Origin of the sequence: Streptomyces sp. NPDC051822, from assembly GCF_044452745.1 — a bacterium.
Classification (GTDB): Bacteria; Actinomycetota; Actinomycetes; order Streptomycetales; family Streptomycetaceae; genus Streptomyces.
Genome location: NZ_JBITBZ010000009.1, coordinates 15,630 through 30,325 on the forward strand (window position 1 = coordinate 15,630; position 14,696 = coordinate 30,325).

The following is a 14,696-nucleotide window of genomic DNA, read 5'->3' on the forward strand; positions in this document are numbered from 1 at the left end:
ACCCATGTCACCCCGGCTCGACGCCCCGCGTACCCCCGACGCGCCGTCGGCAGCAGTCCCCCTCGTCCACCCGACCACCCCCTACCCCGGCCACCCGGCCGCACCCCTCGACGACCTGCTCGACCGCCCGCTCGACCGGCCCCTCGACCGGATCGGACCGGTCGACGCGCGCGCCCTGTCGAAGCAGCTCTTCGCCCGGCTCGCCGAGCTCGAAGAGGGCACCCACGACCACGCGTACGTCCGCAACACCCTGGTGGAGCTCAACCTGGCCCTGGTCCGGTTCGCCGCCGCCCGCTTCGGCACCCGCAGCGAGCCGATGGAGGACATCGTCCAGGTCGGCACCATCGGCCTCATCAAGGCGATCGACCGCTTCGAGCTCACCCGTGGCGTCGAGTTCCCGACCTTCGCGATGCCGACGATCATCGGCGAGATCAAGCGCTTCTTCCGCGACACCTCCTGGTCCGTGCACGTCCCCCGCCGGCTCCAGGAACTGCGGCTCGACCTCGCCAGGGCCGGCGACGCGCTCGCCCAGCGCCTCGACCGCGCCCCGACCGTCGCCGAACTCGCCGAGGAACTCGGCATCTCCCCCGAGGAGGTCGTCGAGGGCATGGCCGCCAGCAACGCGTACACCGCGGCCTCGCTCGACGCCCAGCCCGACGAGGAGGAAGGCTCCGGCGGCGAGGCCGCGCTCGCCGACCGGCTCGGCTACGAGGACCACGGCCTCACCGGCATCGAGTACATCGCCTCCCTGAAGCCGATGATCGCCTCGCTGCCCGCCCGCGAGCGCCAGATCCTCTCCCTCCGCTTCGTCTCCGGCATGACCCAGTCGGAGATCGGCACGGAGCTCGGCATCTCGCAGATGCACGTGTCACGGCTGCTCGCCCGCACCCTCGGCCGGCTGCGGCGCGGACTCACCCTGGAGGAGTGAGCCTCAGCCCAGGAGGAATCACCTCACTCTGGAGGAATGACCTCCGCCACCTCCCGTGAGCCGCCAAGATGGCTGCGGAAAGGGCCCGTTCACGGTCTTCGGACCCGGGACGGGCCCTTCCGCACGACCGGAACGCACCCGTCGGCAGGCCTTGTTGACGCGCCGTCCGGATTGGGCCACATTGAGCCCGGGGATTCAGGGGGGAATCACATGGTTTCTGCGTACGCGGAACTGGAAGGGCGGATGCGCGACCGGCTCGGGGGCAGGGAGTGCCTCTACGTGCCGTCGTGCCGCCTCGGGCTCTATCTCGCGCTGCGCCACTGGTGCGAACCCGGCGGCCGGGTGCTGATGTCGCCGGTCAACGACGACGTCATCTTCTTCGTCGTGCTCGCCGCCGGCCTCCGCCCGGTGCAGGCGCCGCTCGACCCCCGGGACGGTTCGATCGACCCGGCCGCCGTGCCCGAGTCCGTCTGGCAGGGCCTCTCCGCCGTCGTCACCACCAATCTGTACGGGAACCCCGACCCGGCACCGGAGCTGCGGGCCCGGTGCGACCGGCTCGGCATCCCGCTGATCGAGGACGCGGCCCACGCGATCGGCTCCACCGTCGGGGGGCGCCCTGTCGGCACGTACGGCGAGGCCTCCGTCTTCAGCCTGTCGAAGCACACCGCCGCCAACACCGGCGGCTTCCTCACCCTCGCCGACCCGGCACGGCGCGAGGAACTCGCGGCCACCCGGGACGCGTTGCTGCGCCCGCCCCGCAGGACCGGCGAACTCGCCTACCTTGCACGGCCGTACGCGGAGGCCGCCGTACGCGGCCTGCGCCTCGTCGGGGCCGCCCGCACCACCCTGCGGCTCCTCGGCGCGGAGGAACGCACCGAGATACGGATGCCGCTCCGCGCCGACGCCCTGGCACGGGCCCTCCCGGCCGCGCCCGCGCTCGAACCCTTCCACTCCTGGGTCCGGGTCGACATGCACGACTACCGGCTCGGCCCCGGCCCCGGCCGGCTCCGCCGCACCACCCGCAGGCTGGCCCGCCTCGACGACGTCCTCGCCGCCCACCGCGTGGGCACCGAGCGGCTCCTGGCGAGCGAGTACGGCACACCGGGGGACGGCGGTGTCCAGCCGCTGTTCCGGGTGCCGCTGCTCGTCGACGACCGGGACGCGGCCATCGCCGCCCTCGCCCGGCGCCGGATCACCACCGGCTACCTCTACGACCCGCCGCTCGACAGCTACGCGGGCGAGGCGTTCACCGACCTCTCGCCCGCGCCGGAACCGGCCGCCCGGTTCGCCCGCCACGCCCTCCCGGTCGACCCGCGCCGGGCCGACGAGGTCCTCGCCGTGCTCCGTACCGCCGGGATCCGCCCCGCGCACCTGTCGCCGACCCCCGGCGGGGCCCGGTGACCGAGTCCGTACGGCTGCGGGGTACCGACCACCACCCGGCGGCCGAGGAGCCCAAGGGCACCGCACCGCAGCCCTCCCCCGAGGACGGGGACGGCGACGGCTCCGGCGAGGGCTCCCTGTTCCGCAACGCCTACGCGCTGATGCTCTCCACCGGCGTCTCCGCCGCCCTCGGGCTCGGCTTCTGGCTCGTCGCCGCCCGCTACTACACGGAGGAGGCCGTAGGGCAGGGCTCCGCCGCCATCGCCGCGCAGCGGATGCTCGCCTCCCTCACCGCGACGACGCTGACCGGCGCGGTCGTCCGGTACGTCCCCAGGGCCGGGCGCGCCACCGGGCCCCTGGTGGTCCGCCTGTACCTGGTCAGCACCCTGGTCGTGGGCGTCGCCTGCGGTGTCTTCCTGCTCACCCTGGACTGGTGGGGACCCTCGTACGCCCCCCTCGGCACCCTGTCCGCCGGCATCTTCTTCACCGCCGCCAGCATCGGCTGGGCCCTGCTCACCCTCCAGGACGCCGTCCTCACCGGCCTGAGACGGGCCATCTGGGTCCCCGTCGGCAACGCCGTCTTCTCGCTCGGCAAGCTCGTCCTGCTCGTCGTCCTCGCCGTCGGCCTGCCCGTGCTCGGCGTCTTCGTCTCCTGGGCCGCGGCGATCGCGCTCTCCGTCGTGCCGATCGGCTGGCTCGTCTTCCGGCGCCTCATCCCCCGGCAGGAACAGGCCGACCGGGACCGCGAGCCGCCCAGCCTGCGCGAGATCGGCCGGTTCCTCGCCGGCGACTCCGTGGGCTCCGTCTTCAGCCTGCTGATGATCAGCCTGCTGCCGATGATGGTCGCCGTCCGCTTCGACGCCGCCCACAACGCCTTCTTCTACACGGCGTACACCGTCGGCGGCACGATGGAGTTCATGGCCATCAACATGGCCTCCTCGCTCACCGCGCACGCCTCGCACAGCCCCGGCTCCCTCGCCGAGGGGGTCAGGGGCGCGCTGCGCCGCATGGTGCTGCTGCTCGTCCCCGTCGTCCTCTTCCTCGTCGTGCTCGCCCCGCTGCTCCTGGCGCCCTTCGGGGCGGAGTACGCCGAGAACGGCACGACGGTCCTCCGGCTCCTCGCCGCCGCCGCGCTGCCCCGGGTCGCCGTCGAGCTGTACATCGGGGTGCTGCGCGTCCAGGGCCGTACGGGCATGCTCGCCGCCCTCCAGGGCGCGATGTGCGTCCTGGTGCTCGGCAGCGCGGCCTTCCTCCTCGGGCCGCTCGGCATCGCGGGGGCCGGGTACGCCGTCCTCGGGGGGATGACCGTGATGGCGGTCGTGTGCGTACCGGGTCTGCGGGCCGCGCTCAAGGGCCGGGCACCCAGGGTCCAGGAGCGCGCGAAGGACGCCTACGGCACCAGCTGGGCCCGGGAGAGCGCCTATCTGCGGGGGGCGCACGACTCGGTGACGCCGGCGTTCGGGATCCCGGTGTACGTACCCGGGCAGCGGACCGGCGAGCCCGCGGGTCTCCTGGGAAAGCCCGCGCCGGAGCCGCCCAGCACGGCCTCCGTCCCCAGCAGGTGGACGATGTGCCTGTGGCTGCTCCTCGGGCTGGCGGCCGGGCTCTTCTGGCTGCCGCTCGCCGGCTCGGGGGCGCTCGACGTGGAGCGGATCTCCGGCACCGGGCTGCTGACCGCGCTCCCGCCCGTCACGCTGGGAGCCGGGCTGCTGCTCGTCGCCCTCCAGGGCGCCGCCGTCGGACTGCGGGTCTTCCGGCCGGTGTTCGCCGGAACGGTCCTGCTCGCCACCTTCCTCGCCCTGCACACCGCGCCGCCCCTGCTCGGCCTGCGGCCGGCGGAGGCGGGCGGGCCGGGGGCCGCGCTCCTGGGCGACGGGGCGGAACGGGCCGTCGCCCCGATCGCCCTCCAGGCGCTGTGCCTGCTGCTCGCGGCCGTGCTGCTGCGGGTGATCGGCGTGGGCGACCGGGTCACGGCCGGGGCGGTGTGGGTCCTGGTCTGGGCGGGCTGGGCGGGGCAGCAGGCCTTCGCCGCCGCCCCGCTCCCGCTGTTCCTGGGCCTGGCCGGCGCCACGATGGCGGTGTGCGCCTTCCGGGGCCTTGCGGCGGGCCGCCGCTGAGGCGTCCGCTCAGCCCCGCGGCACATCCTGCCGGAAGTACGGGTCCTGGCCGGCGATCCGGTAGCCCTCCAGGCCGGGCCCGGAGTCGATGGTCAGGTCGCAGCCGGGTCCTGGCACGGCACGGTTCCAGTGGACGTACGCCTTCACCTCCGGCAGCGTCGGCGCGACCTCCGGGATGGCGGTGTACCAGTCGCGCTGCCGTTCGGGCCGCTCCGGGTCGGGGGCGGTGGAGAACTCGGAGAGCATGACGGGCTTGTCGGCGGAGATGTTCTTCCGGAGCCAGTCGTAGCTGGGCCGCTGGCTTTTGTCGAAGTCCAGCCAGTTCGATGACCCGTGGCAGAGGTAGTAGTTGTACTGGTCCATACCGATCCAGTCGACGTAGTCGTCGCCGGGGTAGAGCTGTTTCATCGACGACGCGCTCCCCAGGTATCCGGAGACCGTCCACACCCAGACCACGTTGTCGGCACCGAGCTTCCTGAACCGGTCGTAGACATGGCGATAGGCGGCGACGTACTCGGCGGGGGTGCCCGCTCCCTCCTTGATCCGGGCGTCGGCCTCCTGGTCGAAGGAGAGGAAGACCCGCTTGCCGTAGTCCTTGATGCGGCGGATCTGCGGATCGAGGATCTCGGCGTCGTACTGTCCGGAGGCGATGTTCTTCCAGCCGAGCTGGGTCTCGGTGTACCCGGCGTGGTGCGGTTCCCTCCATACCGTGGACTCCCAGGCGAGCATCAGCATCCGGTCCCGGCCAAGGGCCCGCTCGTCGGGGGTGAGGAGGGTCCCGTCGAGCTCGTTGCCCGACATGTCGTGGTACGTGTACACGAGATCGAGGCGACGGCCGATCTTCTTCTCGAAGGCGAGCACCGGCCGGGTGAGCGAACTGTCGTCGTCGTACGGGATGTACGCGCCCCACCAGGCCCCGCAGGGGGCGACGAGCCGGGCGTCGGACGCGCACGGGTCGTCGCCTTCGGCGACGGTCGACCAGACTCCTATCCCCGCGGTCAGCGCGCCTACGGCGGCGAGCGCGATCGCGAGCCGGGTCCAGGGGTCGGCCTTGGAGTGGCGCCCGGTCATCGACCTCCACCGGGCCCTCGTTTGCGGAACCGGAACGATCCGGTTCCCTCGGGTTCGACCGCGCCACGAGTGGCTGCGGGCAGCGGCAGGCCTGGCAGGAGGGCGACAACGGTGGAGAACGCGGCGAGCGGGACGAGGAACGCGGTCACGGAGAACCCTTCGACGAGGAAGAGGAGGGTGGCGGTCAGCGCGGCGAGGGAGAGGCTGATCGGCGCGGCGAGCGCGAACGCCTCCAGGCGGGCGCCGGGCCGCAGCCCACGCGGCTGGGGGTGGAGCAGGGCGAGGCCGGGACCGAGGCAGACGAAGAGCAGTACGGGCAGCCAGCGCAGGGGCGAGCCGCCGGGCAGCAGGGTCGCCGCGAGGGCCACCCATCCGGAGACGGCGACGGCTCCTCTGATCCGGTTCTGGGTCGACTTCACGGTGTACCGCCCGAGGTGGCCGGGGTCGCTGGGGACGCCGGGGTGTAGGCGAGGACGATTCCGTACGGATGTTCCTCGACGGTCCTGAAGAGGGGGGAGGCCTTCAGCCGGGTGCGCAGGGCCTCGAAGCCGCCCGGCGGCAGCAGGCCCTCTCCCGCCGTGTAGATGTCCTGGGTCCGGGTGAGGACGACATGCGCGGTGGTGCCGCGGGGGATGCCGTCGGCGAGGTAGCGGGCGGGGTCGGCGAGCATCTTCTCGTTCTCGGGCAATTCCTGCTCGGCGAAGAACCAGTGCTCGACCTGGTCGTAGCGGTGCAGTGCCTCCGGGAACGAGCCGGCCGTGGCGAGGAGCAGACCGCCCTCGGGCAGCCGGTCGATGGCACGGGTGACCAGCTCCGACTCGGCGGGCGGGGTGTAGTACATCGTCTCCTTGCCGTAGTACGCGGGCAGGAACCCGGCCGTCAGGGCGATGAGGACGACCGGCAGGGCGACGGCCGCGACGCGGCGCCGGACGAGGGCGCCACGGCTCCGGCGGGCGCCCGCGGCAGCGGGGACAAGGGCGGCCGCCGCGAAGAACGCGGCGCCGGGCAGGCCGAACAGATAGACCCGGAAGAGCATTTCGCCGCCGTAGTCGTTGACGGCGAAGAGCGGGACCGGGGCGATCGAGACGAGCAGCAGCGGCAGCGCGCTGCGGGTCAGCCGGCGGCGGCCGAGCACGGCGATCCCCGCGAGCACGACGACGGTGAGTGCCATGACGATGCCGGCCCGGCCGGCCAGTTCGGGTCCGGGGCCGGTGAGCTGTCCGGCGTATCCGGCACGGGAGTTCTCGGTGAGCCGGCCGATCGACTCGCGCAGCGTGCCGAGCGTCTCCAGGAACAACGGCCGGCCCATGGTGAGGTTCCAGGTCAGCATCAGCAGCCCGGTGACCACGAGCAGGCCGTAGTTGCGGTAGCGGCGCGTGAGGGCGAGGACGAACAGCGCGGCGCAGAGCATGACCGGCGTGAGCTGGTGGACGGCGTTGATCGCGAAGATGAGTGGCGAGATGATCAACACGCAGACCGCGCGCTGCCGCAGACCCGTCGGCGGCGGCACGGCGGTCGCGGCCGGGTCGAGGTACGCCCGGTCGCGCAGCCGCCCCGCGGAACCGGGCCGTACGAAGTGCCGCATCACGACAGCGAGTACGGACAGGTGCAGGATGTACGCGAGCCCCTGTGGCGCCAGGTAGTCCTGACCGACCCAGTTGGCGAGCTGGAAGATCCACACCGCCGTCCACACCAGCCGCCAGTCCTCGGCGAAGGTTCGGTAGATCAGCACGAGCAGGGGAAGCGCGATCAGGCCGAGGACGATCGGCGCCCAGTTGAGGTAGACGGCGGTGCTCTCGACGCCGAAGGCGCGGACGAGCGCAGCGTTGAGGGTGAAGAAGCCCGGCCACTGCTCGTAGGCGGACATGTTCCCGGACAGGGCCGCGTTGGGCCGCAGCTCTCCTGCGCCGAGGACGACGTTGACGACGGCGTCGTGTTTGGAGGCCCAGGGGTAGCGCACGGAGTCGTAGAGGAGGGCCGGGGGCGCCTTGAGGGCGACGAGCAGCGCGACGCAGTAGGTGAGCGGCCACCCCGGCGAGGTCCCGGCGCGTCGCAGTACAGCCAGGAACCCGGCGGTGAGGACGAGCAGGGAGGCGTAGAAGGCGGCGGGCAGCCGGTCCAGGAGCCCGTAGTCGCCCATGGTGCGGAACTCGATCCCGGGCAGGGCGAACGCCCACAGACCGAGGCCGAGCAGCAGCACGGCGGGCGGCAGCCAGACAAGATCGGGCAGCGCGGTACGGCTGGCGCGCGGCACAGCCGTACCGCTTTGGTCCCGGGCCGGGGACGGCGGCACACCGCTCTCCGCGACCGGTGTGAACACGTTCTTCGTCATCCCGCGAACTCCACTCCTCGCACCAACGCGCGCGTCCTCCGGTACATCCGCCAGCCCACCGTGGGCAGTGAGTCCCGGTACGGGGCGGTCTTCGCGCCCCGGCCCTCCATCCACCGCTCCACGTCGGCGGCGGTGTGGGTGCGGCGCACGATGAGCCGGGCGATGCGGTAGATCTCGTCGTTCCCTGAACTCAGGGCGTGCCGGACGGCGGCGGCCGAGGTGTAGCCGGCGGCCGCGGCGGCCCGGCGCACGGCGGGGCTGTTGTAGCCGTGCGGGTAGGCGAGGTGCCGCACCTCGTGGCCGAGGGCGTCCTCCAGGACCGCCTTGGACTCGCGCAGTTCGCGCCGGAGGGCGGCCGGGGGCAGGGTGTCGAGCTGCGCGTGGGTGGCGGTGTGGGCGCCGACCTCCATCCCGTACTCCTCCAGGCGCGGCACCTGGGCGAGGCTCATCATCGGCGCGGGCGGCAGGAGGCAGGGCCGGCCCCGGGTGATGGCCCCGGTGGTGAGGTACGCGGTGGCCGGCAGGCCCCGGGCGGCGAGCGCCTCGGCCGTCGGCCCCACCAGGTCGGCGAAGCCGTCGTCGAAGGTGATGACGGCGGGCCGGTCCGGCAGCGGGGCGCCGGAGGCGAGGTGCGCGGCCAGGGTGCCTACGGTGACCGGGGTACGGCCGCTGGCGACGATCGCGTCGAGCTGGGAGGCGAACTCCGCCCGACTGACCGTGAATTCGGCTATCCAGTCCGGAGGGTCGTCCATCACCGCGTGGTAGAGGAGGACGGGGATCCGGCCGGTGAGGGGGGCTGGGGTCATCGGGCGCCCGCCTGCCTCAGCCGGGCTTTCGCGTATCCGATCGGGCCGTAGAGCATGCCGCGTCGCTCCAGTCGGGAGAGGCTTCGGGGCCAGGGGTGGTGGTGGGTGCCGTGCGCGCCGGGGACGCCGGCGTCGGCCGCCCCTCCGGCCGTCTCGCCGCGCTGGGCGGTCATCGTGCGGGCGTGAGCGAGGCCGCGCGGCAGTCGGGCGAGCAGGGCGGGCAGCAGGCGGGGGCTGCGGACGAGGGTCGCGGTGAGGTACGCGGTGAGGCCGGCGCCGTAGCCGTACGCCTGGTTCCGTACGTCCTGCCAGGTGTCGCGGTGGTGGTGCCAGACGAGGGCCTCGGCGGTGTAGCGGAGCCGGAAGCCGGCGGAGAGGACGGCGACGAAGGCATACAGGTCGTCGCCGCCCTTCGCGGCGGTCCCGGTGCCGGTCGCGGGGTCGAAGCCGCCGGCCTGGCGGAGGGCGTCCGCCCGGAAGGCCATGTTGGCGCCGGAGCCGAAGCTGCCCGCGGTGAACGGGAACAGCGGCTCGTCGGCGGGCGGCTCCGCCGGGTCGTACAGGCGGGGTGCGAAGCCCTTGGCGAAGCCGCCGTGCGATTCGAGGAGGACCTGCGCGGGCGTCCCGAGCCGGGCGGGCAGGATCAGACCGGTGGCGCAGCCGAGGCCCGGGTCGGCGGCGAACGGCTCCGTGAGCGCGGTCAGCCAGTGCGGGTCGGCGATCACGTCGTCGTCGGTGAAGGCGACGACGGTCCCGTCGGCGGCGGCGAGCCCGGTGTTGTGGGCGACGGCGAGCCCCGGGGTGTCCTCCCGGACGTAGCGGACGCGGTCGGCGTACTTCCCGGTCACGAGGTCGTACGTGTCCGCGGACCAGGGGGCGTTGTCGACGACGACGACCTCGAAGTCGGGGTGGTCCTGGACGAGGAGCGAGTCCAGGGCGCGGGCGAGCTGCTCGGGGCGCTCACGGGTGCCGACGACGACGGACGTACGGGGCGGGGGTCCGGGCTTCGGCTCCGATCGGGCGGCGAGCCGCTCGGCGTCACCGCGCGGCCCGGCCGCCGCGAGCCGCTCGCGGGCGAGTGCGGCGAGCACCGGGGCCGGGTCCTCGCCGGCCGCGACGGTCCCGACGACGGTGGCGACGGGCCGGCCCCGGAGCCGTACGAGCGCGTACACGTCACCGTCCGCGAGGTCCGGGCCGCCGGGCGCGGGCCGGAGCGACAGGACGGTCCCGTCGGGCGCGTCGAGGTCGAGCTCGGCGACGGAGAGGGCGCGGACGCGGGGCGGTCGACTGCTCAACGGGGATCCCCCAGGGAGGTCAGGGAGGTACGGAAGGCGTTCGGGTACGGAGGACGAGCGGTAGGAGGTGTTCGGGTACGGGGGCGGGTACGCGGCGGGGCGACGCGTTGGGGCCGGGGCCCGGGCGGGGAGCCGCCGCGGCTAGCGGTTCCCCCGCAGCCGGGCGACCCCGTTGAGCGCGGTCCGCGCCCGCGCCGCGAGGGCGGGCCGGCCGCGGACGAAACTGTGGGCGCGCCGGGCGGGCTCGCGCCGCAGCCAGTGCAGGGCGGCCCGCGCGCCCGGCACGAAGACGGCCCCCTCGGAGACCGTCAGCTCGCCCGTCTTCAGGGCGTCCTTGTACTCGGCGTCGCCGCGGCCCAGGTCCAGCATCCCGATCCCCGCGGCCGCCGCCGCCTCGGCCATCCGCAGATGCAGGACGAGGCCGGGCGAGTACTTCGCGAACTCGGGGTCGTACGAGGGGAACCAGCAGGACAGCACGGTCGCGGACCGCAGCCCGAAGTGGGCGGCGATCGGCCGCTCCCCCGCGTACAGCACGGACAGGACCCCGGAGCAGCCGGGCGTGCGCTGCTCGTGGAGGCGCCGGACGAGGGCGGTGATCCACTCCTTGGCGAAGCGGTCGCCGCGACCGGTCCTGCGGTACTGGGCGGACTTCCACTCCATGAGGGTGCGCAGGGCCGCCGGGTCGCGCTCGTCGAAGACGAACCGGACCTCGCCGTCGGCCTGGCGGCCGAGCTTGCGCTCCTTGGCAAGGGTGGTCCTGAGGAACTTGGGCGACTGGACGCGCAGCAGTGCCTCGTAGGCCGCGTACCCCTCGCCGACGTCGATCACGGGCGAGGCGAAGGACTCGGTGGCGGCCCCTTCGAAGACGGGCTGGCCGTCCTCCAGGTTGTCGAACTCCCACATCGCGATCCCGCAGGCACGGAGCACGGCCCGCGCGCCCGGCCGCAGACCGGGCCGCAGGACGGCACCCTGACTGTCGGAGACGCCGAACCCGACGGCGCGCCCGAGACCCCACGGCCCCTTCTCGAAGGGGAAGAACCCGACGGGCTCGTCCCCCTCCTGCCACACGGCGACCCGCGAACGGGGGCGCACGGCGGCCACGGCCTGCGTGAACTCCGGTTCCATGAAGGGGTTCGCGGGAACGCCGGCCTTGGCCCGCAGCTCCCGCCATGCCTCGATCTCGCGCCCGCTCAGCTCCCCCGGCCTCACGATCCGCACACGAAAAGCGCTCACCTAGCCGACCCCCCGGTCTTCCCCCCTGAGTGCTGCCAAGACAGGACGGTACCGGTCCGGAACCCTCCGAGACAGGGATACTCGGTCTTTCCGTGACCAACCCGTGAAGGTGGGACACGTCGGGAGAGGGGTCGCCCAAGGACCGCGCTTCTCGGTGGAGTTGGCCGACCGCCGCGAAACCCGCTGGCCGCCGGGTGGTGACGGTGGCTACCGTCGGGCCTCCAGCACCTCCAGGGGAGAGCGACCGATGACCAGCGAGCGCACGACGACCACCTTGTGGCGACCCACCGGACCGGTCGAGCTGGCCCTGGTCCGTGAGCTCGACCTGCGCGCCTGGCCGCCGCGGCTGCCCGAGCAGCCGATCTTCTATCCGGTCCTCGACGAGGAGTACGCGATCCGGATCGCCCGCGACTGGAACGTCAAGCACGACGGCGCCGGCTTCGTGACGCGCTTCGAGGTCGACACGGAGTTCCTGCGCAGGTACCCCGTCCAGCAGGCCGGCGGACGGACGATCCTCGAACTGTGGGTACCCGCGGAGGAGCTGGACGAGTTCAACGCGCACATCGTCGGTGAGATCCAGGTGGTCCACGAGTTCCACTGACGACCCGGGGGCCCGGATCGGCCGGCCCCCGGCCGGCAGGGACCATCAGGGACTACCAGCCGATCTGGACGTCCCCGATCACCTCGCCGCCGATCTCGGCGGCCAGCTTCTCGGCCCGGGTACGGTCGCCCCACTTGCTGACGTGGACGAAGACGGTGTGGTGCGGGGTCCACGCGTCGATCTGGGCCCGGTCGCCGTGCAGGACGAGCTGGACGCCGTCGTACTGGGCGGAGCTGTGACTGTCCGTCTCCGGGTCGTCCGGCCACCGTCCGTGCCAGCCGATCTCGGTGGTGCCCTCGCCGACGGCCCGGACAATCTCCGGCCCGACGGTCGCGGCGGGCACGTCGGCGGAGAGGTACAGCGGCAGTTCGGCACGGATCTCGTCGTCCGCCGCCGTCCCGGGGTCGAGAGCGCAGTAGAGGTACTCCCCGGTCACGGGGTCACGCCTGTCCTCCGCCCAGTCGACGGCCGCGCCCGGCAGCAGCTGGGCGACCCGTCGCGCCTCCTCGACCGTGCGCACCTCGGCGTCCACGTACACCTCGGCGTCGACGTGCTCCAGGAGCCCGACGAGCCGTCGCGCCCTGGCGTACGCCTCCTCGGCGTCGGTGGTCGCGAAGACGGCGTGCGCCCGTGAGTTCCCCATGCCGCCCACGCTCGCACGAGGCCCCGCCCCCGGGCCACCGCTTATCCTCGCGGCCGGCCCGCCGCTCAGGCGCGGCGCTCAGGCGCGGCGCTCAGGCGCGGCGCTCAGGCGCGGCGCTCAGGCGCGGCGCTCAGGCCTGCCGCTCAGGCGCGGCGCTTCACGTCCGTGCAGCGGACCTCCACGGAGGCGCCGTACGGGTCGAAGGTGGTCCGGGTGCCGTCGTAGCGGCCGGTGAGGCACAGTTCGGCGCCCATGAACCGGAGGTCGAGGGTGAACTCGACCTCGCCGTTCGCCTCCTGAGGGCCGTGGAGGCGGTAGTCGATGTCGTAGCCGAGGCCGTGGAGGACCTTCTCGACGGAGGCCGGGTCCGGATCGGCCTTGCCGTCCAGGGCCTTCGCGATGCGCTTGCCGTGGAGAGGGGCCACGCACTTCTCGACGTCGCCCAGTTCGGTCTCCTGGCGGGCCCGCTCGAAGTCCCAGGGCTTCTCGGAGGGCGGCTCCTCCTCCGCGAGCGGAGGTCCGGAGGGACGCTCGGAGGGGAGACCGGCGGGGGGCTTCTCGCCATACGCGGGCGGCGGGCCGTCCGGTTCCCCCGGGGCGACCTCGGGCGGAAGGGGCGGCGGGCCGTCCACGACGCACGGCTCGGCGAGCTCGACGGCGAGCTCCAGCATCCTGAACTCCGCCGCCTGCTGCTCCGGGGTGAGGCGGGGGTCGTCCGCCGGGTCGCCGACCGGTGCGGTCGGGGTCGCGGTCGCGGGCGGCGTGGCGACCGGCGCCGGGGCCGCGATCTGCGCGGCTCCGGACCTTGCGCCCGCGCCCGCCGAGGTCCCGCCTCCGGCCGTCTCCGTGCCGCAGGCGGTGAGCGCGAGGGCGCACAGCGCAGCAGCCACGGCGGCGCCGACTCGGCTGTCCTTCAAGGGCGTTACGAGCGAGGAGGTCATGCCGGAAGTCTGCGCGCGGGCGGTGGGGGCGCACATGAGTACGCCTACTCAACCGCCGCGCCCTTCGCCCGGCGCGTGCTCACACCCGCGTGCTCAGACCACCCGTACGCCCTTCCGCCAGACCTCCGCCACCAGCGGTACGCCCGGCCGGTACGCCAGGTGGACGTGGGACGGGGCCTCCAGGACGGTCAGGTCCGCCCGTGCGCCGGGCGTCAGACGGCCCACGTCCGTGCGGCGGAGGGCCGCGGCGCCGCCGGCCGTGGCCGACCAGAGCGCTTCGTTCGGCGTCATGCCCATGTCCCTTACCGCGAGCGCGATGCAGAAGGGGACGGAGGACGTGAAGGAGGAGCCCGGGTTGCAGTCCGTGGAGAGTGCGACCGTCGCGCCCGCGTCCAGGAGGCGGCGGGCGTTCGGCCACTGGGCGCGGGTGGAGAACTCCGCGCCCGGCAGGAGGGTGGCGACCGTCGACGAGTGCGCCAGGGCGTCCACGTCCTCGTCCGTCAGGTGGGTGCAGTGGTCCGCGCTGGCCGCGTCGAGTTCCACCGCCAGCTGGACGCCGGGGCCGTACGTGAGCTGGTTGGCGTGCACCCTGGGGTGGAGGCCCTTCGCCTTGCCCGCGGTGAGGATCGCGCGGGCCTGGTCGCCGTCGAAGGCGCCCTTCTCGCAGAAGACGTCGATCCAGCGGGCGTACGGGGCGCAGGCGTCCAGCATCTCGCCCGTCACCAGGTCCACGTAGGCCGCCGGGTCGTCCGCGTAGTCCGGGGAGACGATGTGCGCGCCGAGGTAGGTCACCTCGTCGGTGTGTCCGGCCGCGATGCGCAGGGCGCGGGCCTCGTCCTCGACGGTCAGGCCGTAGCCGGACTTCGTCTCGAAGGTGGTCGTGCCCTGGCGGAGTGCCTCGTCGAGGTAGCGCGTCACGTTGCGCTCCAGGTCCTCGTCCCTCGCGGCGCGGGTGGCCGCGACCGTGGTGCGGATGCCGCCCGCCTTGTACGCCTCGCCCGACATCCGCGCGTTGAACTCGGCCGTGCGGTCGCCCGCGAAGACGAGGTGCGAGTGGGAGTCGACGAAGCCTGGGATCACGGCCCGGCCGCCCGCGTCGACCCGGTTGTCAGTGGCCGGTGCTTTGCTGGATTCACCGACCCAGACGACTCGGTCGCCGTCGATGACGACGGCCGCGTCCTGGATCAGGCCAAGGGGAGTGTGATCACCGAGGGAGGGATCGTTCGTGACGAGGCTGGCGATGTTGACGATGGCGGTGGCGGTCTTCGCCACGGCGCTGTTCGCGCTCGTGGGGGCGGAGATCGCCGCCGGGTTGTTCGTCGCCGCGGGGCCGTTGTTCATGGTGAGGG

Annotated in this window: 13 protein-coding genes; 4 read left to right on the forward strand and 9 right to left on the reverse strand. The window is 73.5% G+C overall.

All coding sequences use genetic code 11. The features are described from left to right. The first annotated feature begins 4 nt into the window (after positions 1 to 4). From ACIA8N_RS25215 to ACIA8N_RS25225, 3 genes are all read left to right on the forward strand, one after another. Positions 5 to 928, forward strand: a complete 924-nt coding sequence (locus ACIA8N_RS25215) for an RNA polymerase sigma factor SigF (protein WP_365778727.1) — start codon at positions 5 to 7, stop codon at positions 926 to 928. Between the two features lie 210 nt (positions 929 to 1,138). Then, on the forward strand, positions 1,139 to 2,329 hold the full coding sequence (locus tag ACIA8N_RS25220) for a DegT/DnrJ/EryC1/StrS family aminotransferase (protein ID WP_365778725.1): 1,191 nt from the start codon (positions 1,139 to 1,141) through the stop codon (positions 2,327 to 2,329). Then, positions 2,326 to 4,425: a lipopolysaccharide biosynthesis protein gene (locus ACIA8N_RS25225; protein WP_365778723.1), complete on the forward strand. Its 2,100-nt coding sequence runs from the start codon at positions 2,326 to 2,328 to the stop codon at positions 4,423 to 4,425. Before ACIA8N_RS25220 ends, ACIA8N_RS25225 begins: the two co-directional genes overlap by 4 nt. 9 nt (positions 4,426 to 4,434) lie before the next feature. Here ACIA8N_RS25225 and ACIA8N_RS25230 read toward each other — a convergent pair whose 3' ends face one another. The 6 genes from ACIA8N_RS25230 to ACIA8N_RS25255 form a co-directional block, all read right to left on the reverse strand. Next, a complete protein-coding gene (locus ACIA8N_RS25230; protein WP_365778721.1) occupies positions 4,435 to 5,496 on the reverse strand; it encodes a glycosyl hydrolase in 1,062 nt (353 codons plus the stop codon). After that, entirely contained in the window at positions 5,493 to 5,915 is a 423-nt protein-coding gene (locus ACIA8N_RS25235; RefSeq protein WP_365778719.1) for a hypothetical protein, read from the reverse strand. The genes ACIA8N_RS25230 and ACIA8N_RS25235 overlap by 4 nt, the downstream gene beginning before the upstream one ends. Beyond that, positions 5,912 to 7,828, reverse strand: coding sequence for a hypothetical protein (locus ACIA8N_RS25240; protein WP_365778717.1), 1,917 nt, complete (start codon positions 7,826 to 7,828; stop codon positions 5,912 to 5,914). The genes ACIA8N_RS25235 and ACIA8N_RS25240 overlap by 4 nt, the downstream gene beginning before the upstream one ends. Beyond that, positions 7,825 to 8,634, reverse strand: a complete 810-nt coding sequence (locus tag ACIA8N_RS25245) for a polysaccharide deacetylase family protein (protein ID WP_365778715.1) — start codon at positions 8,632 to 8,634, stop codon at positions 7,825 to 7,827. Before ACIA8N_RS25245 ends, ACIA8N_RS25240 begins: the two co-directional genes overlap by 4 nt. Then, complete coding sequence (locus ACIA8N_RS25250) at positions 8,631 to 9,929, reverse strand: glycosyltransferase (protein WP_365778713.1); 1,299 nt, start codon at positions 9,927 to 9,929, stop codon at positions 8,631 to 8,633. The genes ACIA8N_RS25245 and ACIA8N_RS25250 overlap by 4 nt, the downstream gene beginning before the upstream one ends. 141 nt (positions 9,930 to 10,070) lie before the next feature. After that, positions 10,071 to 11,162 carry a GNAT family N-acetyltransferase gene (locus ACIA8N_RS25255; RefSeq protein ID WP_365778711.1) on the reverse strand — a complete coding sequence of 364 codons (1,092 nt, stop codon included), beginning with the start codon at positions 11,160 to 11,162 and terminating at the stop codon, positions 10,071 to 10,073. A gap of 247 nt (positions 11,163 to 11,409) precedes the next feature. Between ACIA8N_RS25255 and ACIA8N_RS25260 the strand changes: the two genes are divergently transcribed. Continuing rightward, entirely contained in the window at positions 11,410 to 11,763 is a 354-nt protein-coding gene (locus tag ACIA8N_RS25260; RefSeq protein ID WP_365778709.1) for an ADP-ribosylation/crystallin J1, read from the forward strand. 52 nt (positions 11,764 to 11,815) lie between these two features. On the opposite strand, the gene ACIA8N_RS25265 is transcribed toward ACIA8N_RS25260, so the two are convergent. The 3 genes from ACIA8N_RS25265 to hutI all read right to left on the reverse strand — a co-directional run bounded on the left by ACIA8N_RS25265 (position 11,816) and on the right by hutI (position 14,688). Then, on the reverse strand, positions 11,816 to 12,406 hold the full coding sequence (locus ACIA8N_RS25265; RefSeq protein ID WP_365778707.1) for a hypothetical protein: 591 nt from the start codon (positions 12,404 to 12,406) through the stop codon (positions 11,816 to 11,818). A 143-nt stretch (positions 12,407 to 12,549) separates the two neighbouring features. After that, on the reverse strand, positions 12,550 to 13,347 hold the full coding sequence (locus ACIA8N_RS25270; protein ID WP_365778705.1) for a hypothetical protein: 798 nt from the start codon (positions 13,345 to 13,347) through the stop codon (positions 12,550 to 12,552). A 93-nt stretch (positions 13,348 to 13,440) separates the two neighbouring features. Beyond that, entirely contained in the window at positions 13,441 to 14,688 is a 1,248-nt protein-coding gene (gene hutI, locus ACIA8N_RS25275) for an imidazolonepropionase (RefSeq protein ID WP_365778703.1), read from the reverse strand. Between the last annotated feature and the right edge of the window lie 8 nt (positions 14,689 to 14,696).

What these genes read in the sequence shown, in the direction of transcription:
- ACIA8N_RS25230 (WP_365778721.1), bottom strand. Translation starts at nt 5,496, where the DNA reads ATGACCGGGCGCCACTCCAAGGCCGACCCCTGGACCCGGCTCGCGATC.
- hutI (WP_365778703.1), bottom strand. Translation starts at nt 14,688, where the DNA reads ATGAACAACGGCCCCGCGGCGACGAACAACCCGGCGGCGATCTCCGCC.
- ACIA8N_RS25265 (WP_365778707.1), bottom strand. Translation starts at nt 12,406, where the DNA reads ATGGGGAACTCACGGGCGCACGCCGTCTTCGCGACCACCGACGCCGAG.
- ACIA8N_RS25215 (WP_365778727.1), top strand. Translation starts at nt 5, where the DNA reads ATGTCACCCCGGCTCGACGCCCCGCGTACCCCCGACGCGCCGTCGGCA.
- ACIA8N_RS25245 (WP_365778715.1), bottom strand. Translation starts at nt 8,634, where the DNA reads ATGACCCCAGCCCCCCTCACCGGCCGGATCCCCGTCCTCCTCTACCAC.
- ACIA8N_RS25240 (WP_365778717.1), bottom strand. Translation starts at nt 7,828, where the DNA reads ATGACGAAGAACGTGTTCACACCGGTCGCGGAGAGCGGTGTGCCGCCG.
- ACIA8N_RS25260 (WP_365778709.1), top strand. Translation starts at nt 11,410, where the DNA reads ATGACCAGCGAGCGCACGACGACCACCTTGTGGCGACCCACCGGACCG.
- ACIA8N_RS25270 (WP_365778705.1), bottom strand. Translation starts at nt 13,347, where the DNA reads ATGACCTCCTCGCTCGTAACGCCCTTGAAGGACAGCCGAGTCGGCGCC.
- ACIA8N_RS25220 (WP_365778725.1), top strand. Translation starts at nt 1,139, where the DNA reads ATGGTTTCTGCGTACGCGGAACTGGAAGGGCGGATGCGCGACCGGCTC.